This is a genomic window from Paenibacillus baekrokdamisoli (genome assembly GCF_003945345.1).
Taxonomy (GTDB): Bacteria; Bacillota; Bacilli; order Paenibacillales; family Paenibacillaceae; genus Paenibacillus_Z; species Paenibacillus_Z baekrokdamisoli.
In genome coordinates this window covers 5,469,235-5,486,285 of the sequence record NZ_AP019308.1, presented here as the reverse complement: position 1 = coordinate 5,486,285, position 17,051 = coordinate 5,469,235, and the positions used below count along the sequence as shown (strand labels likewise).

Here is a 17,051-nt window from a genome sequence, read left to right as displayed (position 1 = left end):
AGTAATCAGCAATGATCGATTTGGAGGGAAAATAGATGCTGCGATACCGTTCAATCTTGCCGTTAAGCGTCTTCCTAGTTATCGGTTTATTCGTTCTCTGTTGGAGCATTTGGACGCAAAATAATAAACCAGCTCTTCTTGCACCTGCAAATGAAGATCAACAAATCATGCCTTTGAACCTGTTCATTAATGTATCCGCGGATACGGTATTACCTGAGGGGGATACTGATTTTATTCGCCAAATCATTGAGAAAAAATTTAACGTCCGTATCCATCTTACCGCTATGATACCCGGAAATGATTACAACGCCAAGATCGAGACTTTACTGTTTGCCAACAACCCTCCCGATATGTGGATCGACAGAAGCAACGACGGTGCCTCCAAGCTTTCACTTGATGGTGTGCTTGCAGATATGTCGTCTTACATATCCCAGCTTACGATGCCAAATTACTTCAAGTACTGGGTATCCGAGAAGGAATTGAAGCAATATCAAATCCATAATCGCTTCTATCGTGCTCCGATTCCCTATGATAAGAATTCCTATCGAAGCTACTATATCCGTCAAGATTGGCTCAAGCGGCTGGGACTTCAAATCCCGCATAATTACAACGAGTATTTGCAGGTGTTACGCGCCTTTACATTCGATGATCCGGATGGAAATGGCAAGAAGGATACTTATGGATTCACGACATCGGGCAACAATTCAAGTCTGTCTACTGACTGGCCTGAGTATGCAAAGAACGGTCTCGTATATCCGGCTTATATGAATAATAATAAGCTTGTCGACATGGAATCGGATTTGCGAGTCGAACATGTCGTGGATGACATTCTCCGGGTAATTAATGAGGGATTAATCGATCCTGACTGGTTCTTCAACTCCGGAACGGAGCATGTCGACAAAGTGATAGAAGGAAAAGCAGGCGTTATCCTTGGCCAAACCGTTGATTTCGCCTTAGATGCTAATCCGGCAAGCATTCAATCGCTTAGTCGCAAGCTAGATCCGAACGCCAACTGGGTACCCTTTAACCCGCTGGGTAATCAGCCGTTAAGGGCAGGAGGATCACCTGAGTATCCTTTTGTATTCGCCAAAATGACAGCCGACAAGCATCCTGAGAAAATAAAAAAAATAGTGGAAATACTGGATTGGCTATCGAGTGAAGAAGGTTATCTCCTCACCCATTACGGTATTGAGGGGAAGTACTATTCACGTCGCGGAAACGCGATCACGTTATTACCGCAGGAGACGGAGGATCAGAAGCATAATTTCAACTCGTTGAAATTATGGAGCTTCTTCACTCCGGAAACCCCGAGCGTGCTAGGCTTGCAGGTTGTTGATCCCACAATGACAGCTAGAGACAAGGAAATCAAGACATTCCTAGCCCAGCTCCCGGTTAAAGCGAAGCTTGGCGTTGCTTTGGCGCCGCCCATCGGCATTGATGTAGGCGCCTTCCGGGCCAGGCAAAATGAGCTGCAGGTCAAAATGCTGTTCTCCGATCAATCGGGAAAGCAATGGCCTGTCTATTACAATGAAATTATGAGCCAGTATAACGGTTTCCAAATTATTAAAAACTTCGAAAAACAAGTGAAGTCTGCTGCCTCAGAGGCTCGCTAAAAAACAAGAAGAGGCTGGCCAATGATTATATCAGCGGCGGCCTCTTCATCTAATCATTTATGTACGGCAGGCATCTTAACGGGACATCCGATTCGCATGGTAGCGGGAATGAAGGGTTCTCCATCACTTATTATTCACGATCGAGCGGGTAGATAGGCCTGACGATTTGCTTATAGTTAAAATGGTTCACGTCCACCGCGCAACAGCCGGGAGTATCGACGAGAATAGACTTGGTGCAAATGTCCCCGAACGCCGTCTTCCAAGCGATTGCCGCTTTAACCGTGATGATGTGGTAGTCCTCCGCGCGCAGCCCAAGTGAAACGACATGGCCGGGATCCCAAGGTGCTGTCCTTCGTTCCGTAACAATTAATGTTAATTGATTGACTTCAATAACAGCGGTTAGCCCCATATCCGCTCTCTGGCCTGTCATATAAGCGCCAATATGGGTGTACTTCCCGTCGAATAGCAACCGAATCCGTCCTCGAACGGCAACCGGATCGCCATGCAGCCGGTCGCTTTTGCCGCCGATCTCGGTCTCGAACGCTCCGCCGACTCCAAGTCGGTGGGCAAGCTTAACCGCTTCCGGATCGTAAATCACGATCAGGCTCTTAACCGGGGCGTTGACTAAATGTCCGAGCAGGAATGTCGCGTCTCCAGGAGCTCCGCCCCCGACATTATCGGAGCCTTCGACAAGGACAACCGGGCCTTTCGGCTCTTCCATGGCTAATCGCAGGGCATCCGCCGGCAGATAAGCCGGACTGACAAATCGCTCCCGGCGTTCCCAAGCCATCAATGAAAGCTCGTTGGCCAGCCCTTGCGCAAGCGCTGAATCTCCATCCGTCGTAACGACGAAAGCCATTCCTGCAGCCGGCACATCGCTGTAGGGAAAACCTCCTGCAACCATAATGCTGAGCACACCCGGTTCCCGCTCCATCTCGAATGCCCTATCCATCAGTTCCCGCATCGGACCCGCTTCATCTGTCAGCATCACCGGCGGCACGATCAGCATTCCCGGCCGGGCAAGCACTTGGACGGGTGTAATTTCCCCCCGCACCGTACGCGCCAATAACACAAGTGCTTCGACGGCTCGTTCATAAGCATCGACGTGCGGGTAAGTGTCATAGCCGGTCACGATCTGCACATGATCCAGCATCTCCTGGCTGACATTCGCATGCATATCCAACGTAATCGCGATCGGCACATGTGGTCCAACTCTGATCCGAATGCGTTGAAGCACTTCAGCCTCCATGTCCGCAATACCTTCCGCCACCATAGCCCCATGCAGAATGACGATAATGCCGTCGGCTTCCGCATCAACCGTGGAAACCAGTTTGTCAAGAAGGGTTTCCGCGGCTGAAGCCGACACCATAGCTGACGGCATGGCGGACAAATAAGCTCCGCACACCAGCTCCGCGTTCTCAGCAGCGGCCGCGTCGATTAACCCTCCCATGCTTGTTCGGGTTCCTGTGTATCGTTCGAAGTAGGCGCCCGTCCTTTCTACCCATTCACCTTGAAACTGCTCGATTTCCGTCTTCCCTGGAGCGAATGTGTTTGTTTCGTGGAAAACGCCCGCTACTAAGAGTCTCATCCGAATCCCCTCCGCCTGACTTCAGATTATTTCAACTTCAGAAGCACGTTGCCGATCGCCGCAAGCGTCTTCTTAATATCCGCTTCGCTGTGCGCAGTCGACATGTACCACAATCCGTTCGGACGAACGAGAACTCCCTCATCCAGCATCAGCTCGGCGAAACGGGCATATTTGGCCGAATCGCGTCTATTGTAAGCATCGAAGCCCCGGATTTCCGCTTCTTCTGTAAACATGAAATTAAATACGGGTCCAATTTGATTAATGACTCCCGGCACGTCGTGCTGCTTGAATAATAACCGGATGCCTTCGACCAAAGTACCGGTCAAACCTTCAATATGGGCAAAAGCGGCCCCATTATCTTTGCGGAGCTCGCGGATCGTAGCAATCGCTGCCGCCGTGGATACGCCGTTGCCATTCAAGGTTCCGAGATGGCTGACTACCCCGTCATCCACCAACTTCATAATGGCCTCCCGGCCGCCAACCGCACTAATCGCAATGCCTCCGCCGAGCGCCTTGCCTACGGTTACGAGATCGGGCGTAATGCCGAATTTTTCCTGGGCGCCGCCGATTCCGAGCCGGAATCCCGTAATAACTTCATCCATGATCATCACGATTCCAAGCTCTTTAGTGAGATCGCGAATCAATTCAAGGTACCCCTCCTCAGGAAGAATACAGCCGGAGTTGCACATAACAGGTTCGGTAATGACAGCCGCGATCTCCAAATGTCGGGTACGAAGCGTCGACTCAAGTGCAGCTTTATCGTTCCATGGCAGCAAAATGACATCGGACAAGCTGTTTGCGCTCTGTCCGTTAGTCCCCGGTGAAACCGCTGCATCGTTATTGGCCGCATGGCCTTTCATATCCGCGCTGGGAAAAGAGGTGAAGATGGCATCCGACCAGCCGTGGTAGTGACCGTGAAAACGGATAACTTTGCTTCTGCCCGTGTGAGCGCGGGCCAACCTTAACGCCAGCATGACCGCTTCGGTACCGGAGCCGCTCAGCGACACTTTGTCCGCACATGGCAGTACTTCGCATAACAGCTGTGCGAGTTCGATTTCCCCCTGATGCTGAACGCCATAAGTGTAACCCTTGCGCATGGCTTCAAGAATCGATTCGGTTAAGCCGTCATGCGCGTGTCCGAGAATCAATGGACCGTAAGCCAACATGTAATCAACGTACTCATTGCCGTCGACATCCCGGATGTGCGAGCCTTTTCCTGAAGCTGCATAAAGCGGGACCGGCTTCATTGAAGCACGCAGGGAGCTGGATACGCCGCCGGCAAGATAGTTGCGGGATTCCGCGAACTTTGTTTTTGAAGTTTCGAATACTGTCATTTGATTGCCTCCATTTATCATCTTAGGATTTGGACTTAATATTGGTATCCTGCACCTTCAAGCAGCCCTTTCAAATATCCAAGCGCATACAATCGACCGATCGAGGCATAGCCTGGATCCAGATTATATTCGCCCTCCATCGTGGGAACATGGTCAACCCTTACCGGTCCGTCAAAGCCGACTTCCTTGTAGGCTCTAATCGCTTCGAACATATTCGTCTGACCGTCGTCGTGGAAAGTTTCCACGAATTTTTCGGGCGTGCCCCGTACATCGCGAAAATGAAGGAAAAATATTTTGCCAAGGCCGCCAAGCTCACGGATCAAAGCCGGTATGTCTTCCCCGGCAGTAGCAAAGGTTCCCTGACAAAACGTTACCCCGCTATATTCGCTCGGTACGAGATTGATAGCCCTCTTCATAGCTGCGGCACTCGTGATAATACGGGATATCCCTCTGATCGGTGAAAGCGGCGGATCGCAAGGATGAAGGGATAGCTTCACTTTTGCTTCTTCTGCAACCGGCACCACTTTCTTCAGAAAATATTCAAGCCGCTCCCATAGCTGCTCCTCCGTCACAACACCCGCTTCGGTTAGAGGAGCTTCCTTCATGAGAGTATGGTCATAACCGGTGACTAATGCACCGCCCCTAGACGGTACAGCCAGTGAGGTCCGGATCCAGTTGAAGTGCGCCATGAAGTTGTAGCACAATACAGGAATGTCCAGCTTGCCCATGTTGCGAATCAAATTCTGAATTTGGGCAATTTCATTATCGCGCTGATCCGTAGCCAGCTTGATGTTGTTCATCAGCATCTCATAGCCAGTTCCAGCACCTCAAGCTTTAAACCGAAATCATCGAACCGCTTCTTCATTTGCAGCAAGGCCATATAATCCCACGATACTTCCCCGTTGGATTTGGTCGGCAATCTTCCGACAGCATGCGTGACGCCCGCTTGCTTGGATAATGTCCACTGTGGATCCGCGGACTGATTGAGTAGTTCTGCAATTTTCATCTCTATGCTCCTTTATGCATCATCCAGCCGCCGTCCACTTTTACCGGAAGCGCTTTCTTCAGCAAATCTCACGGCTACAGCTTTCCCGATTGAACGTGCCCGCCCGTAATAATCGCGACTTTATTATGCAGTCTCATGGGGCTCACTTTTTCGTTGTTTTTTTTCATAATAGCAAAGGGTTTATTTTATATCAAGAAAATAATTTTCTATTTGCATTTTTTCAAGGTGATTTTCCGAATAGTTGAATAGATTCCTTGAATATAGTCTCCGCCGTTCATTGTCGCAAAACTCCATCCGACCTTGGAGTCGTATGTCTGATGGACAATGATCCATTTTTGATGTAAATTCATCTATAGCTTATTACCATTAAGAAATTTGTTTTCGCAGGAGGAATTTTAATGGAAAATACCGGAAAGCAGGTGGCCTTCGTTAAATCGGCCGACCGTGTATTGGATATATTGGAGCTGCTTGCCGATGAACAGCATCCGCTCAATTTGATGGAAATTTCCCGAAGGCTGGATTTACCGACGAGCAGTACCTATAAGATCATTCAAAACTTGCTTGAGCGGGGATACCTGGAGAGCGATAATAGCGAGAAACAGTTCCGCCTAGGCCACAAGCTGCTGGAAATCGCGACGAAATATACCCGGAACACGGATTTGATCTCTGAATTTCAGCAAATTGCATTAAAGATAGTAGGCGACATTAACGAAGCGGTATTCCTGTCGATCAGGGATCGGGATAAGATCCTCTACGTTTCCGAGAAACAAAGCAGTCATCCCATTCGATTCGTTTCCCATATGGGGATGAAGCTTCCGATCCATTCCACTGCGATGGGTAAAGCCATGCTAAGCAAATACACCGACGATGAAGTCGCCTCCATCTATTCCGATAAATCGCTGGGTACGCTGACGGAATCGACGATCAATGACTTAGACCAGCTGCTCGAACAGATTCGGGAAGCACGCGAAGGAGGCCTCTTCTATAGCTATGGAGAAGCCGTTCAAGGTGTACGCTGTGTAGCAGCTCCCATCTGCAATGCGAATAATGAAGCGGTAGCCGCCATTGGCATCTCCATCCCTGAGACGCGGCTGACCGATGAGCTGTGGCAGAGTGCCCAAAACTGTGTTAAGCAGAGCGCTAAGGACTTAAGCTTGCGTATTTATTACCATACAATAGCGCAAAGCAACTAATTGAATAAACCTATATGGACGAATAACGCAATAAAAATGCACGCGGCGAACTTCTCGCCGCGTGCATTTTGTTGAACAATTTGACCGTAAATCAATGGACAATTTGACCGTAAGTCATTGAACTATTTGGATTGAAAAGCCAATGCCTCCATAATCGTTCCCGCCGTCTCTTCGATTGCCTGTTCTGTGACATCTATAACCATGCAGCCTAGCTGCCGGAAGAGAGATTGGGCCTGTTCCAACTCTTCGACAACCCGTTCTAATGATGCATAAGTGACTCCGTAGGGCAGCCCCATCGCTTTCAAACGTTCCGTTCGAATATTAACCAGGCTTTCCGGTCTCATGGTCAATCCGATGAACCTGCATTCCTTCAATTCAGTCAGAGCTTTAGGCGGCTTGACTTCAGGAACGATCGGATAGTTGGCCACTTTGTACCCTTTATGTGCCAAGAAGATGCTTAGCGGTGTCTTAGACGTTCTGGAGACACCAAGTAATACAAGATCCGCTTGTTTCCAAGAAGCCGGGTCCTGCCCATCGTCGCATTTCACTGTAAATTCAACTGCTTCTACCCTTTTGAAATACTCCCTATCCATTTGGTGAAGAAGACCGGGTTTTTGTTTCGGTGAAAAGTTGAATGTATGTATAAAAGCTTCCATTACAGGTCCCATGACATCCACGGCAAACACCTTTAAACGGACAGCCTCTTGCCGGATCATTTCTCTTAATTCTGGAAGAACAAGCGTGTACACGACAAAACTGCCGATTCGAGCGGCCTCTTCCATGATTTTGCGAATCTCTTCTTCAGATTTGATATGTCCCCAGCGCCTAATGTTCACATTCTCGGTATCGAATTGTCGAACCGTCGCGCGAACGACAGCCTCTGCGGTTTCTCCTACTGAATCGGAGCAAACAAAAATGGTGCTTATTTGTTCATTCAACCTGTATTCGCCCCCTATTGATCCCCCGCAGTCGCATCGAACAGCAACTTCGTAATGGTTGTTTTCGTTATTCTGCCGATCACTTCCACTTTGGGCGATCCTTCTGATGGATTCATAGGGTGAACGACAGGCAAACCATCCACTTGGTGGGAAATCATTTTGCTCATCGCCTCACGGACCGTGTCGTCAGGGGACACCGTGGCGATGTTCGGGTAGCGGGTCATCACCATACTGAGCAAAATGGGAGACGCCTGAGCGTTACCCAGTGTCACTTTCAGCAAATCCTTTCGTGAAACGATACCAGCCAGTGCACCGGATGCATCTACGACCATAATACTCCCTACATTTTCGAGAAAAAGAGTGACGACCGCATCGCTTACGGTCGCCGTCTCTCGAAGAACCACAGGGATACCCATCACATCACTGACTAGCTGCTGTGTAATTTGGGTAACATTAGAATTCTGTTTCATCACGGCATTGCCGATAAAATAACCGACTTTAGGCTTCGCATCGATATAACCCAACATCACAAGCAGCACCAGGTCGGACCGGATGGTGGGTCGGCTTAATCCAAGAAGCTCAGCGATTTGTTCTCCTGTAATCGGAGCACGTTTCTGGACCAATTCGATAATTTCCAATTGGCGGGATGATAGTTCGATCGTTGTTCCCTCCCATTGCGTCGTACGTCTTCCACCATTGTAACCGATCCGATTGATGGATCACACTGCTTTTGCTTCTACCTGCTTCTCTGCCTGCTTCTCTGCCTGCTTCTCTACCTGATTATTATGTTCAATTGCAGCTTGGGCGGCGGCAATTCTAGCCATTGGAATTCGGTATGGGGAGCAACTGACATAATCCAATCCGGTTTGGTGGCAGAAAGCGATCGAATCCTTATCCCCTCCATGCTCTCCGCAAATGCCTGTTTTCAGTGTTGGCTTCAAAGCGCGTCCTGCTGTCACAGCAAGATCGATTAATTGGCCTACCCCTTCAGAGTCAAGCACTTGAAATGGATTATGGGGTAGAAGTTTTTTGTCCAGGTAATGTGCTAGAAATTTACCCTCCGCATCATCCCTGCTGTAGCCATAAGTCATTTGTGTTAAATCATTTGTACCAAAAGAGAAAAAGTCTGCATGGGCTGCGATTCGCCGAGCCGTAAGGGCGGCACGCGGCACTTCGATCATCGTCCCAACCTTATACCTGCATTCTCTTTTTTTATCCGCACTGAGCACTTGTTCAGCCACTTCATCAACAAGTTCTCTCAATATTTTCAGCTCGCTCACATCGCCGACAAGAGGAATCATTATTTCCGGATGCACAGATACTCCTCTATCTATACATGCGGATGCTGCTTTGAAAATGGCTTCGATTTGCATATCGTAGATTTCCGGGTAAACGATACCCAATCTACAGCCCCTCTGACCAAGCATCGGATTGGATTCATGCAGGGCATTAACTTTGCGGATCATTTGCTGCAGCTGCACCTTTTCCTCGTCCGTATCCGAACTTTGAAGCTTGCTCTGCAGCTCGCTCAAATTGGGCAGAAATTCGTGTAAAGGCGGATCCAGAAGCCGAACGGTGACAGGAAGTCCATCCATAGCTTTAAAGATCCCCTCGAAATCAAATTGCTGCATGGGCAAAAGCTGATCCAACGCTATCTTGCGTTCTTCTAGCGAATCAGCCATGATCATTCTCTGCATGACCGCCAAACGAGATGGAGAGAAGAACATATGCTCCGTCCGGCACAAGCCGATTCCCTCTGCTCCAAAGCCACGCGCTATTTCCGCGTCTTCAGGATTATCAGCATTGGCGTACACTCGTAATTTGCGGACTTCATCGGCCCATTGCAGAATCTGGAGAAGTTCATCCGTCACGGTTGCCTCTTTCAGAGGGACGGCACCTTGGATAACTCTTCCACTCACTCCATCCAAAGTAATCCAGTCTCCCTCCTCAACGATTCTATCACCCGCAAACATCTGCTTTGCCTGCAAATCAATGCGCACACCTTCACAGCCGCAAACGCAAGGCTTACCCATTCCCCGTGCCACAACCGCAGCGTGACTAGTCATTCCTCCGCGGCTGGTAAGGACGCCTTCGGCTGCAAGTACGCCATGAATATCTTCGGGCGTCGTTTCAGAGCGAACCAAAATCACCTGTTTACCTGCTTTATTCCACTCTGCTGCGGTATCCGCATCGAACGCGACGATTCCGATCGCAGCACCCGGGGAAGCTGGTAGTCCTACTGCTATCACGTCAGTAACTGCACTTTCATCGATTCCCCTGTGAAGCAGCTGGTCGAGATGGGAAACTTCAATTCTTTGCAGAGCGTCCTCTCTGCTAATCACGCCTTCTGAAACGAGATCGACGGCAACTTTTAATGCCGCTTGAGCATTTCGTTTTCCATTTCTCGTTTGGAGCACGTACAGCTTCCCATTCTCAACCGTGAACTCGATATCCTGCATATCCTTGTAATGCTGTTCCAATTGCTTACACACTTGCTCAATCTGGTCATACATTTCCGGAAGTATGTTCTTCAGTGTTTCAATAGTTTGCGGGGTTCTCACACCTGCAACTACATCTTCACCTTGAGCATTGATGAGATATTCACCGAACATAACATTCTCACCCGATGATGGATTCCTGGTAAATACGACACCAGTACCGCAATCGTCGCCCTTGTTGCCGAATACCATGCTTTGCACATTGACGGCAGTTCCTTGTTCATCAGGAATACGATTGATTTTACGGTATACTTGCGCTCTATGGTTATGCCATGATTTGAAAACAGCTTCCACAGCCAATTTGAGCTGATCATGCACATTTTGCGGGAATTCAACGCCTGAATGCGTCTTTACGCACTGTTTGTATTCAGAAATGAGTTGTTGCCAACCCTCAGCCGTAACCTCTTGATCCTGCTGGATGCCGAGATTTTTTTTCATTCGAGTCAAGAGGCGCTCGAACTGAAAGCCCTCAATACCCATAACAACACTGCCGAACATCTGGATCAACCGGCGGTAACAATCATAAGCGAAACGATCATTATGGGTTAATGCCACTAATCCTTCCACCGTCTCGTCGTTTAATCCCAGGTTTAGAATCGTGTCCATCATACCAGGCATAGAGGTTACAGAGCCCGATCGAACAGATATCAAGAGCGGATGAGACGGGTCGCCGAACATTTGACCCTTATCGCTTTCGAGCTGCTTCAACCCGAGGTTAATTTGTGCTAGAAGATCATCTGTTATTCGATTGCCAGAATGAAAGAAAGCGTGACAAGCTTCGGTCGTTATAGTGAAACCAGGAGGAACCGGCAGACCTGTTCGGGTCATTTCCGCCAAATTCGCGCCCTTACCCCCCAGTAAAGCTTTCATTTTCGCATTTCCTTCGGTAAAGGAATATACCATTTTCAATGTCATTTTGTATCTCCCTCTCTGGTTTTCCCTATGCATTCCTCATTGTTGCAAACGACGTAAAACTTTTTCAGGCGGTTCGTCGGCAGGGTATATAGAACTTCATTGCAAATCTTACAAATGGCCATTCCTAACTCATTTTTTGTGATCACGCCATCTTGGTTACGCATTGTTCTCCCCCTTTTAGTTGCCGCTGTTCTGCTTCAGCGATCAAGCGAGTGACGTCGATGACTCGACTAGCATATGCCCATTCATTGTCATACCAAGCTAATAATTTCACCTGATCCTCTTGTGTCATGATGCTTAGCCCATCAACAACAGCCGATTTATCATTACCGATATAATCCGAAGAAACCAACGGCAGCTCGTTATAACCGACGTATGCTCCGAGCTCTCCAGTAATCGCTGCTTGAATGGCTTTCTGTACATCAGCAACCTGTACCGGGCTCTTTAAAACAAGCTGCAAATCCAGTAGAGAAACATCTTGGGTCGGAACGCGTACAGAAATTCCTTTAATATGCGGAGCAAGTCCAGGAAGAACATCGATCAAAGCCTTACTCACTCCCGTAGAAGTCGGAATGATGGAACTTGTACAGGAACGGGCTCGCCGCAAATCCTTATGTGGATTGTCCATATGATTCTGATCGTTGGTATAGGCATGCACCGCCGTCATCCATCCCCGTTTCACTCCAAAAGCTTGATCCATAATATCTAGAACCGGGGCTAAACAGTTCGTTGTGCATGAGGCTGCCGAAAGCAACCGATGCCTTGCCGGATCATATCGATCCTCATTGACTCCCATTACGATTGTCAAATCGACATCTTTTCCCGGTGATGTTAAAAGCACCCTGCGGGCTCCAGATGACAAATGTTTTTCCATCGCAAGACGGTCGGTAAATTTTCCTGTCGAGTCGATGACGAGTTCAACGCCATACTCTTTCCAAGGAATTAAACTTGGATCTCTCTCCGATACGATGGATATTCGATTGCCGTTAATAATTAATTGGTCTTTGTTTATCTTGATGTCTGCATCCCATTTGCCATGAACAGTATCGTATTGGAGTAAATGTGCCAATGTATGAATTGCACATGTCGTGTTTATGACTGTCAATTCAAAATCTCGTGACTTTAGCGACAAAGCTTTACGAATACATAACCTGCCTATTCGTCCTGTTCCACTAAGACCAACTCGCAACAATCGTTCATCCTCCTCCGGTATATGTTATGCCTTTATTATATTTATGAGTCATAAATAATGCAATAGTTAATTTTAATCATTATTTATGACTCATATTAAAACATTAAAATGACTTATTTGCGATAAAGCGACTTTTAGGGTCCACTAACGCTGAGTTGATCACAAAGCTAGTACTAGGCCCTATGAATGGACTTGTTATCTAAATACTTTCTTTACACAAAAAAAGAGGAGCAACCCTTAGGTTGACTCCTCATTCGTATTAAATCTCACCGATTTTCAATTCGATTTGGCCGAGTAATTTTCTACGTCTTTTCCAATGAAATTACCGATGATTCAGGATCCTCGCCTTCACCGATCTTGCATAGGTTGTCGGTGTCATACCTGTTGAACGCTTGAAATGACGGGAGAAATAATGGATGCTGCTGTAACCAAGCCGTTCAGCAATCTCCGTGTAATTATATTGTTCCTCGCGGATCAATGTTTTGGCCCTCTCAATTTTCAAACGATTAAAATATTCCATGATGCCATAGCCCGTATTCATCTTGAATGTCCGTAGAAGCTGCGAACGGCCAACCGTAAAATTGTTATAAATATCTTTGAGCGTTAAGCTTTTGTGAAGCGTTCGATTCATAAAAGCTATAATTTGTTTGGTCAGATCAGAGTCTTTCTTTTCATTCATCGTTGACACCAGCTTGGAAAAGGTGTCGGTTGTTTTCAACCTGCGCGCAAAATGTATTAACAGCATCTCTAAATTCAACTTGACCAACTGCTGGCTTCCGAATAGCGAGTTTTTCTTTATTTGCATTTCTTTTTTATAAGGTTTATCGAGGCGTGGAGTCAGCGCATTATACCCCTCGTTAACTAATTGAGTGAGCAATCTTCTCTCCTGCTCGTCCACACTGAATCTTTTATTCTCGAATATTTTCATAGCCTCTGAGTCACAGTCAAACGTAATAATGATCAAATTAGGCGGGGATTTGGCATTTGAATTGCCGGAATGAAATTCATTGGGCTTATAAAAGACGATTTCCCCTTGCTTGACGGAAAATACACCGCTGTCTGATCGAACATCAATTTCTCCTTTATCGACATAGACGAACTCCCAAAAATTATGTTTCTCCCCTTTGGTTACATAGGATCCAGGCAATTCATAGTAGTGAAAAGTGATAATTTGGTTAATAACGATCTCTTCGTTAAGTGTTACCCGTTTGTAGGCCATCCAGATCGTCTCCCTTAACACGATAGTATAAAAAAATCGGATAGAATGACAAAGATCGTTCACATGTGCTGCCCTTATTATAATAAATAACCCCACGAAATTACACAGAAGAAGGAGCTAACCATCAAATAAGGAAGGAGCTGCTTTCTTTTCGTTATGAGTCCGTGTTAAGTACGAGGAACGAATAACTGAATGGAGGAAAATAGAAATGAGACCTTTGTTTAAAAAGATGGCTTGCTACGGAATTGTCCTTATGCTCTTTGTTGGATTGTTACCGATTGGTACACGTCAAGCACTAGCTTCGGAGCCGAATACGGCTCTCAACCCCGGATTTGAAACCGACATTGATTCTAACGGGGTGCCTGACGGTTGGGATTATACTTTAGTCGCCGGAGGTACTGCTGCATTGGCAACAAACCTCTTCTATTCGGGCGGTAAATCGGTCAAATTATCGGGTTCATCCTCACTAAGCCGTTCCTTTGTTAATCAATGGTACGTACCCGCAGTAGAAAATACCAGATATACGATGTCCTCATGGATCAAAACAAATAATGTGACTGCCGGATTTGCCGGTCTCGAGCTTGTCTTCTACAACAGCTCCCACCAATCACTTGCTTCGGTCCGAACTTCTGTCACTCAGGGCACACATGATTGGCAGAAAGTAGAAACCTCATGGATTTCGCCACCTGGTACGGTGTCCTATGCCTTCCGGGTTGCACTCGATTTTGGCAGTGGAGACCTTTGGGCCGATTCTGTAGCCTCGTTCGTTGCAGATGAGCAAAATTTATTACTTAATGGCAACATGGAAACGGATATCGATAACAATTCCGTTCCAGATGGGTATGATTATTCCGTGGCCTCCGGTGGATCGGGCTCTCTGGTAACGGCGGAAAAATATCAGGGGCAAAAGTCGGTGCGGCTTCAGGGTTCATCCACTTCAAGCCGTTCATTCGCTTCCCAATGGTATTTGCCCGCTCAGGAATATAAAGAATACCAATTTCAAGCCAAGCTCAAAACCAATGGAGTGACACTTGCGAGCGGCAATGGTTTTGTCGGATTGGAAATCGCATTCTACGATGAAGGCCATCAGCTCCTGCAGTCCGCACGCCAGCCTGCCAATTCCGGCACGCATGATTGGGAGCAAGTGAGTTTGTCTAAGAAAGCACCGGCAGATACAGCTTTTTTTTCATTCCGAATGGTGCTCGATTATGCAAGTGGAAACGCATGGTTTGATGCAGCTGAAGCAGTGTCCCTTGTTAACAGTAACCTATTACTGAACGGATCTCTGGAGCGAGATACCAACTCCGATTCTATACCGGACGGATGGGATTATACGCTTCTGGACGGCGGAACAGCCGCTGTCTCGACCTCCGTTTTCCGCGAAGGAGCCGGTTCGGTCCGCTTGTCTGGAGTTAACGCTAGCAGCCGCGCAGCCGTTAACCAGTGGTCGGTTCCCATCAATGGCGGCTCCTTCTATCGCTTTTCCATCGAGCACAAAACTTCTTCCGTATCGGCCCAATTCGTTGGATTCGAGCTCGGCGTTTATAACTCCAGCCATCAGGTCATTGATAATCGACGTTTCGCCGGCTCACCGGGCACCCACGATTGGCAGGAAATTACGGTTAATCTGAAGCTGCCAGACAATGCGTCCTATGTCGCTATCAGGCCCTTCCTGGATTTCGGTTCGGGGGACGTATGGTTCGACAACGCCCGAATCACAAAGCTTACGGAACAGCCTAGTCCCGTCATCCTGCCACTTTCCGGTCTATTTAAAGGAACGGTACATGATACGCTGTCACTGAAGGTCAAGAATTCCGGAAACACGCGATCGCTGCTGGACACCTTTTCATTGCTCGGCAAAACACTGGCTATCACAAGCAGCTCCCAATTATCTGATGGTGCCTCTTCCTACAGCTATACGCTTGCTGGAGATCTCACATTCGATGCCGCCTCCAGCACTATCGCGCTTAACAATTATGGTGAGGGTACAATCGAGATTTCAGGAACGTTCACGGCTGAAGCCGGGGCACTGATAACCCCTGTAGCCCTACACGAGAAGAAAAGTAACTCCACGATCCTCTACAAATTGCTTAACCGCGGATATGGCACTCTCCAAGACTCCACGGTTTGGGGAGTTGGTCAAACCATTCTAAGCAGCGCCGGGCATTTCGACAGCCACCTAGATACGCTGTTGTCCGGGTCGGTTTGGAAAACTTACCATGGATTCTGGCCAACCGATCCGCAGGATGCAGACACGAACAGTATTACAAGCATATACCGGATCTACGCTGCAATGTATGACATCACCCGCAATTCGGATTATTTGGACAAAGCTCATCTTGCGGCCGAACAATTATTAAATACCCAGCAGGCAAATGGAGGTTGGGTACTGCCGTGGGATTATACAAGCTTTGGCGCACTTCGTCCAAAAACGGAGACGAATGCCGTCAACACCCAGCAAGCGATGCTCGGTTTATATGAGGCTTACTTGCGTTTCGGCAAACCGGAGTATCTGGATGCGCTAGAGAAGGGCAAAGACTACATGCTGACGAATCCCGGCACCAAGTACGTCTGGCTCGATACCGCTCATACTCGGGGCACGGTTCCCTACTACGACATGCTTGATATTACGATTAACGGAGTCACCGGGCCGGCCATTGAAATATACAATGTAGACGCAACGGCTCTGAACATCTTCGGCCTGATGTACAACTTGACTTCAGATGCCGACTTAGTGCCCTATATGAACGGATTAATCAACAATTTGAAAGCTGTTCAATATGATTCCGGCAGTTGGCCTTATGGGTGGAGATTAATCGGTGAAACGCCAGCCGCCTACAATTTCGTCCAATCCCTAGACTTGGCCAGCTATAATAAGCTGCACGGAAATAGCGATGTCGAAGATATGCTGCTGAAGGTACTAGGAGATCTGGGTAACCGATACGCGGATTTCCCGGTGCTGAAGAAGGAACTTGCTGCGGTGGCTAATCTTGATTTCACTGATAATTTGCTCACATACATTAATTCTAAGCTCGCCTTGCAAAATGTGGACGGATCTTTCCTGAACGATACCCGCTCAGGAACAGCCTTTATGTATTTCATGCTGAACGCGCTGACAGAATCCGGTTATAAAGATCCTCAGGCGTTAAATGAAGTGTTATCGGACATTCCGGACACCGCTTTCGACGCAACGCCGGCAACGCGACGCTCAAATCTGTCAGCTGCGATCGGGCAGGTAATAACTAAAGCATCAAGCGGGGATTTTAGCGGCGCTGTCGCGCAAATCGATAGCCAATTGCTCCTGAACATCGATCTGTGGATAACGGACACAGCCAAGCATGACGATATTAAAGCCGTCGTTAATGTCATTCGCAATCAATTCGCGGCAGCAATTTATTAATTTAAGAAGAAACTTGCGTCGCTGCCCTCTGGCAGCGACGCAAGTTTCCTCCACAAAAATATCAGAAAAGGATAGGCGAATTTTATACTTTCTGAGTAGAGTAGAAAACTAAACTTTATTGGAGGGCGTAAGCCCTCTTTTTACTTGTCCTAAGT

Annotated in this window: 13 protein-coding genes; 4 read left to right on the top strand and 9 right to left on the bottom strand. The window is 47.7% G+C overall.

All coding sequences use genetic code 11. The annotated features are described in order from the left end of the window. Nucleotides 1-35: 35 nt before the first annotated feature. Nucleotides 36-1,613 carry an extracellular solute-binding protein gene (locus tag EKN16_RS24155; RefSeq protein ID WP_125663115.1) on the top strand — a complete coding sequence of 526 codons (1,578 nt, stop codon included), beginning with the start codon at nt 36-38 and terminating at the stop codon, nt 1,611-1,613. A gap of 21 nt (nt 1,614-1,634) precedes the next feature. Further along, on the top strand, nt 1,635-1,769 hold the full coding sequence (locus tag EKN16_RS33550; protein ID WP_260182433.1) for a hypothetical protein: 135 nt from the start codon (nt 1,635-1,637) through the stop codon (nt 1,767-1,769). Here the strand turns inward: EKN16_RS33550 and EKN16_RS24150 are convergent. The 4 genes from EKN16_RS24150 to EKN16_RS33235 are packed head-to-tail and all read right to left on the bottom strand — an operon-like array spanning nt 1,744 to nt 5,541. Beyond that, on the bottom strand, nt 1,744-3,201 hold the full coding sequence (locus EKN16_RS24150; protein ID WP_125663113.1) for a M81 family metallopeptidase: 1,458 nt from the start codon (nt 3,199-3,201) through the stop codon (nt 1,744-1,746). The genes EKN16_RS33550 and EKN16_RS24150 overlap by 26 nt on opposite strands. A 26-nt stretch (nt 3,202-3,227) precedes the next feature. Continuing rightward, the gene (locus EKN16_RS24145) at nt 3,228-4,535 is read right to left on the bottom strand and encodes an aspartate aminotransferase family protein (RefSeq protein WP_125663111.1); all 1,308 of its coding nucleotides are present in this window, start codon (nt 4,533-4,535) and stop codon (nt 3,228-3,230) included. Nucleotides 4,536-4,570: 35 nt separating this feature from the next. Further along, complete coding sequence (locus EKN16_RS24140) at nt 4,571-5,335, bottom strand: mannonate dehydratase (protein WP_232015993.1); 765 nt, start codon at nt 5,333-5,335, stop codon at nt 4,571-4,573. Further along, a complete protein-coding gene (locus EKN16_RS33235; RefSeq protein WP_232015991.1) occupies nt 5,335-5,541 on the bottom strand; it encodes a hypothetical protein in 207 nt (68 codons plus the stop codon). Before EKN16_RS33235 ends, EKN16_RS24140 begins: the two co-directional genes overlap by 1 nt. 398 nt (nt 5,542-5,939) lie before the next feature. On the opposite strand from EKN16_RS33235, the gene EKN16_RS24135 reads away from it, so the two are divergent. Beyond that, nucleotides 5,940-6,734 (top strand): IclR family transcriptional regulator, encoded by a 795-nt coding sequence (locus EKN16_RS24135; protein WP_125663109.1) that lies wholly within the window; start codon nt 5,940-5,942, stop codon nt 6,732-6,734. Nucleotides 6,735-6,856: 122 nt separating this feature from the next. Here EKN16_RS24135 and EKN16_RS24130 read toward each other — a convergent pair whose 3' ends face one another. The 5 genes from EKN16_RS24130 to EKN16_RS24105 all read right to left on the bottom strand — a co-directional run bounded on the left by EKN16_RS24130 (nt 6,857) and on the right by EKN16_RS24105 (nt 13,496). Next, the gene (locus EKN16_RS24130) at nt 6,857-7,672 is read right to left on the bottom strand and encodes a pyruvate, water dikinase regulatory protein (protein ID WP_125663107.1); all 816 of its coding nucleotides are present in this window, start codon (nt 7,670-7,672) and stop codon (nt 6,857-6,859) included. A 14-nt stretch (nt 7,673-7,686) separates the two neighbouring features. Next, nucleotides 7,687-8,310 (bottom strand): helix-turn-helix transcriptional regulator, encoded by a 624-nt coding sequence (locus tag EKN16_RS24125; protein ID WP_125663105.1) that lies wholly within the window; start codon nt 8,308-8,310, stop codon nt 7,687-7,689. Between the two features lie 81 nt (nt 8,311-8,391). Continuing rightward, nucleotides 8,392-11,085 carry a pyruvate, phosphate dikinase gene (ppdK, locus tag EKN16_RS24120; protein ID WP_125663102.1) on the bottom strand — a complete coding sequence of 898 codons (2,694 nt, stop codon included), beginning with the start codon at nt 11,083-11,085 and terminating at the stop codon, nt 8,392-8,394. Between the two features lie 142 nt (nt 11,086-11,227). Then, entirely contained in the window at nt 11,228-12,277 is a 1,050-nt protein-coding gene (gene gap / locus EKN16_RS24110) for a type I glyceraldehyde-3-phosphate dehydrogenase (RefSeq protein WP_375782042.1), read from the bottom strand. Between the two features lie 322 nt (nt 12,278-12,599). Then, nucleotides 12,600-13,496, bottom strand: a complete 897-nt coding sequence (locus EKN16_RS24105) for an AraC family transcriptional regulator (protein WP_125663098.1) — start codon at nt 13,494-13,496, stop codon at nt 12,600-12,602. 208 nt (nt 13,497-13,704) lie between these two features. Between EKN16_RS24105 and EKN16_RS24100 the strand changes: the two genes are divergently transcribed. Next, nucleotides 13,705-16,896, top strand: a complete 3,192-nt coding sequence (locus EKN16_RS24100; RefSeq protein WP_125663096.1) for a hypothetical protein — start codon at nt 13,705-13,707, stop codon at nt 16,894-16,896. The last annotated feature ends 155 nt before the right edge of the window (nt 16,897-17,051 follow it).

Coding starts and splice junctions, on each gene's coding strand:
- EKN16_RS33550 (WP_260182433.1), top strand. CDS start 1,635: ATGATTATATCAGCGGCGGCCTCTTCATCTAATCATTTATGTACGGCA.
- ppdK (WP_125663102.1), bottom strand. CDS start 11,085: ATGACATTGAAAATGGTATATTCCTTTACCGAAGGAAATGCGAAAATG.
- EKN16_RS24150 (WP_125663113.1), bottom strand. CDS start 3,201: ATGAGACTCTTAGTAGCGGGCGTTTTCCACGAAACAAACACATTCGCT.
- EKN16_RS24105 (WP_125663098.1), bottom strand. CDS start 13,496: ATGGCCTACAAACGGGTAACACTTAACGAAGAGATCGTTATTAACCAA.
- EKN16_RS24140 (WP_232015993.1), bottom strand. CDS start 5,335: ATGAACAACATCAAGCTGGCTACGGATCAGCGCGATAATGAAATTGCC.
- EKN16_RS33235 (WP_232015991.1), bottom strand. CDS start 5,541: ATGAAAATTGCAGAACTACTCAATCAGTCCGCGGATCCACAGTGGACA.
- EKN16_RS24155 (WP_125663115.1), top strand. CDS start 36: ATGCTGCGATACCGTTCAATCTTGCCGTTAAGCGTCTTCCTAGTTATC.
- EKN16_RS24145 (WP_125663111.1), bottom strand. CDS start 4,535: ATGACAGTATTCGAAACTTCAAAAACAAAGTTCGCGGAATCCCGCAAC.
- EKN16_RS24135 (WP_125663109.1), top strand. CDS start 5,940: ATGGAAAATACCGGAAAGCAGGTGGCCTTCGTTAAATCGGCCGACCGT.
- EKN16_RS24100 (WP_125663096.1), top strand. CDS start 13,705: ATGAGACCTTTGTTTAAAAAGATGGCTTGCTACGGAATTGTCCTTATG.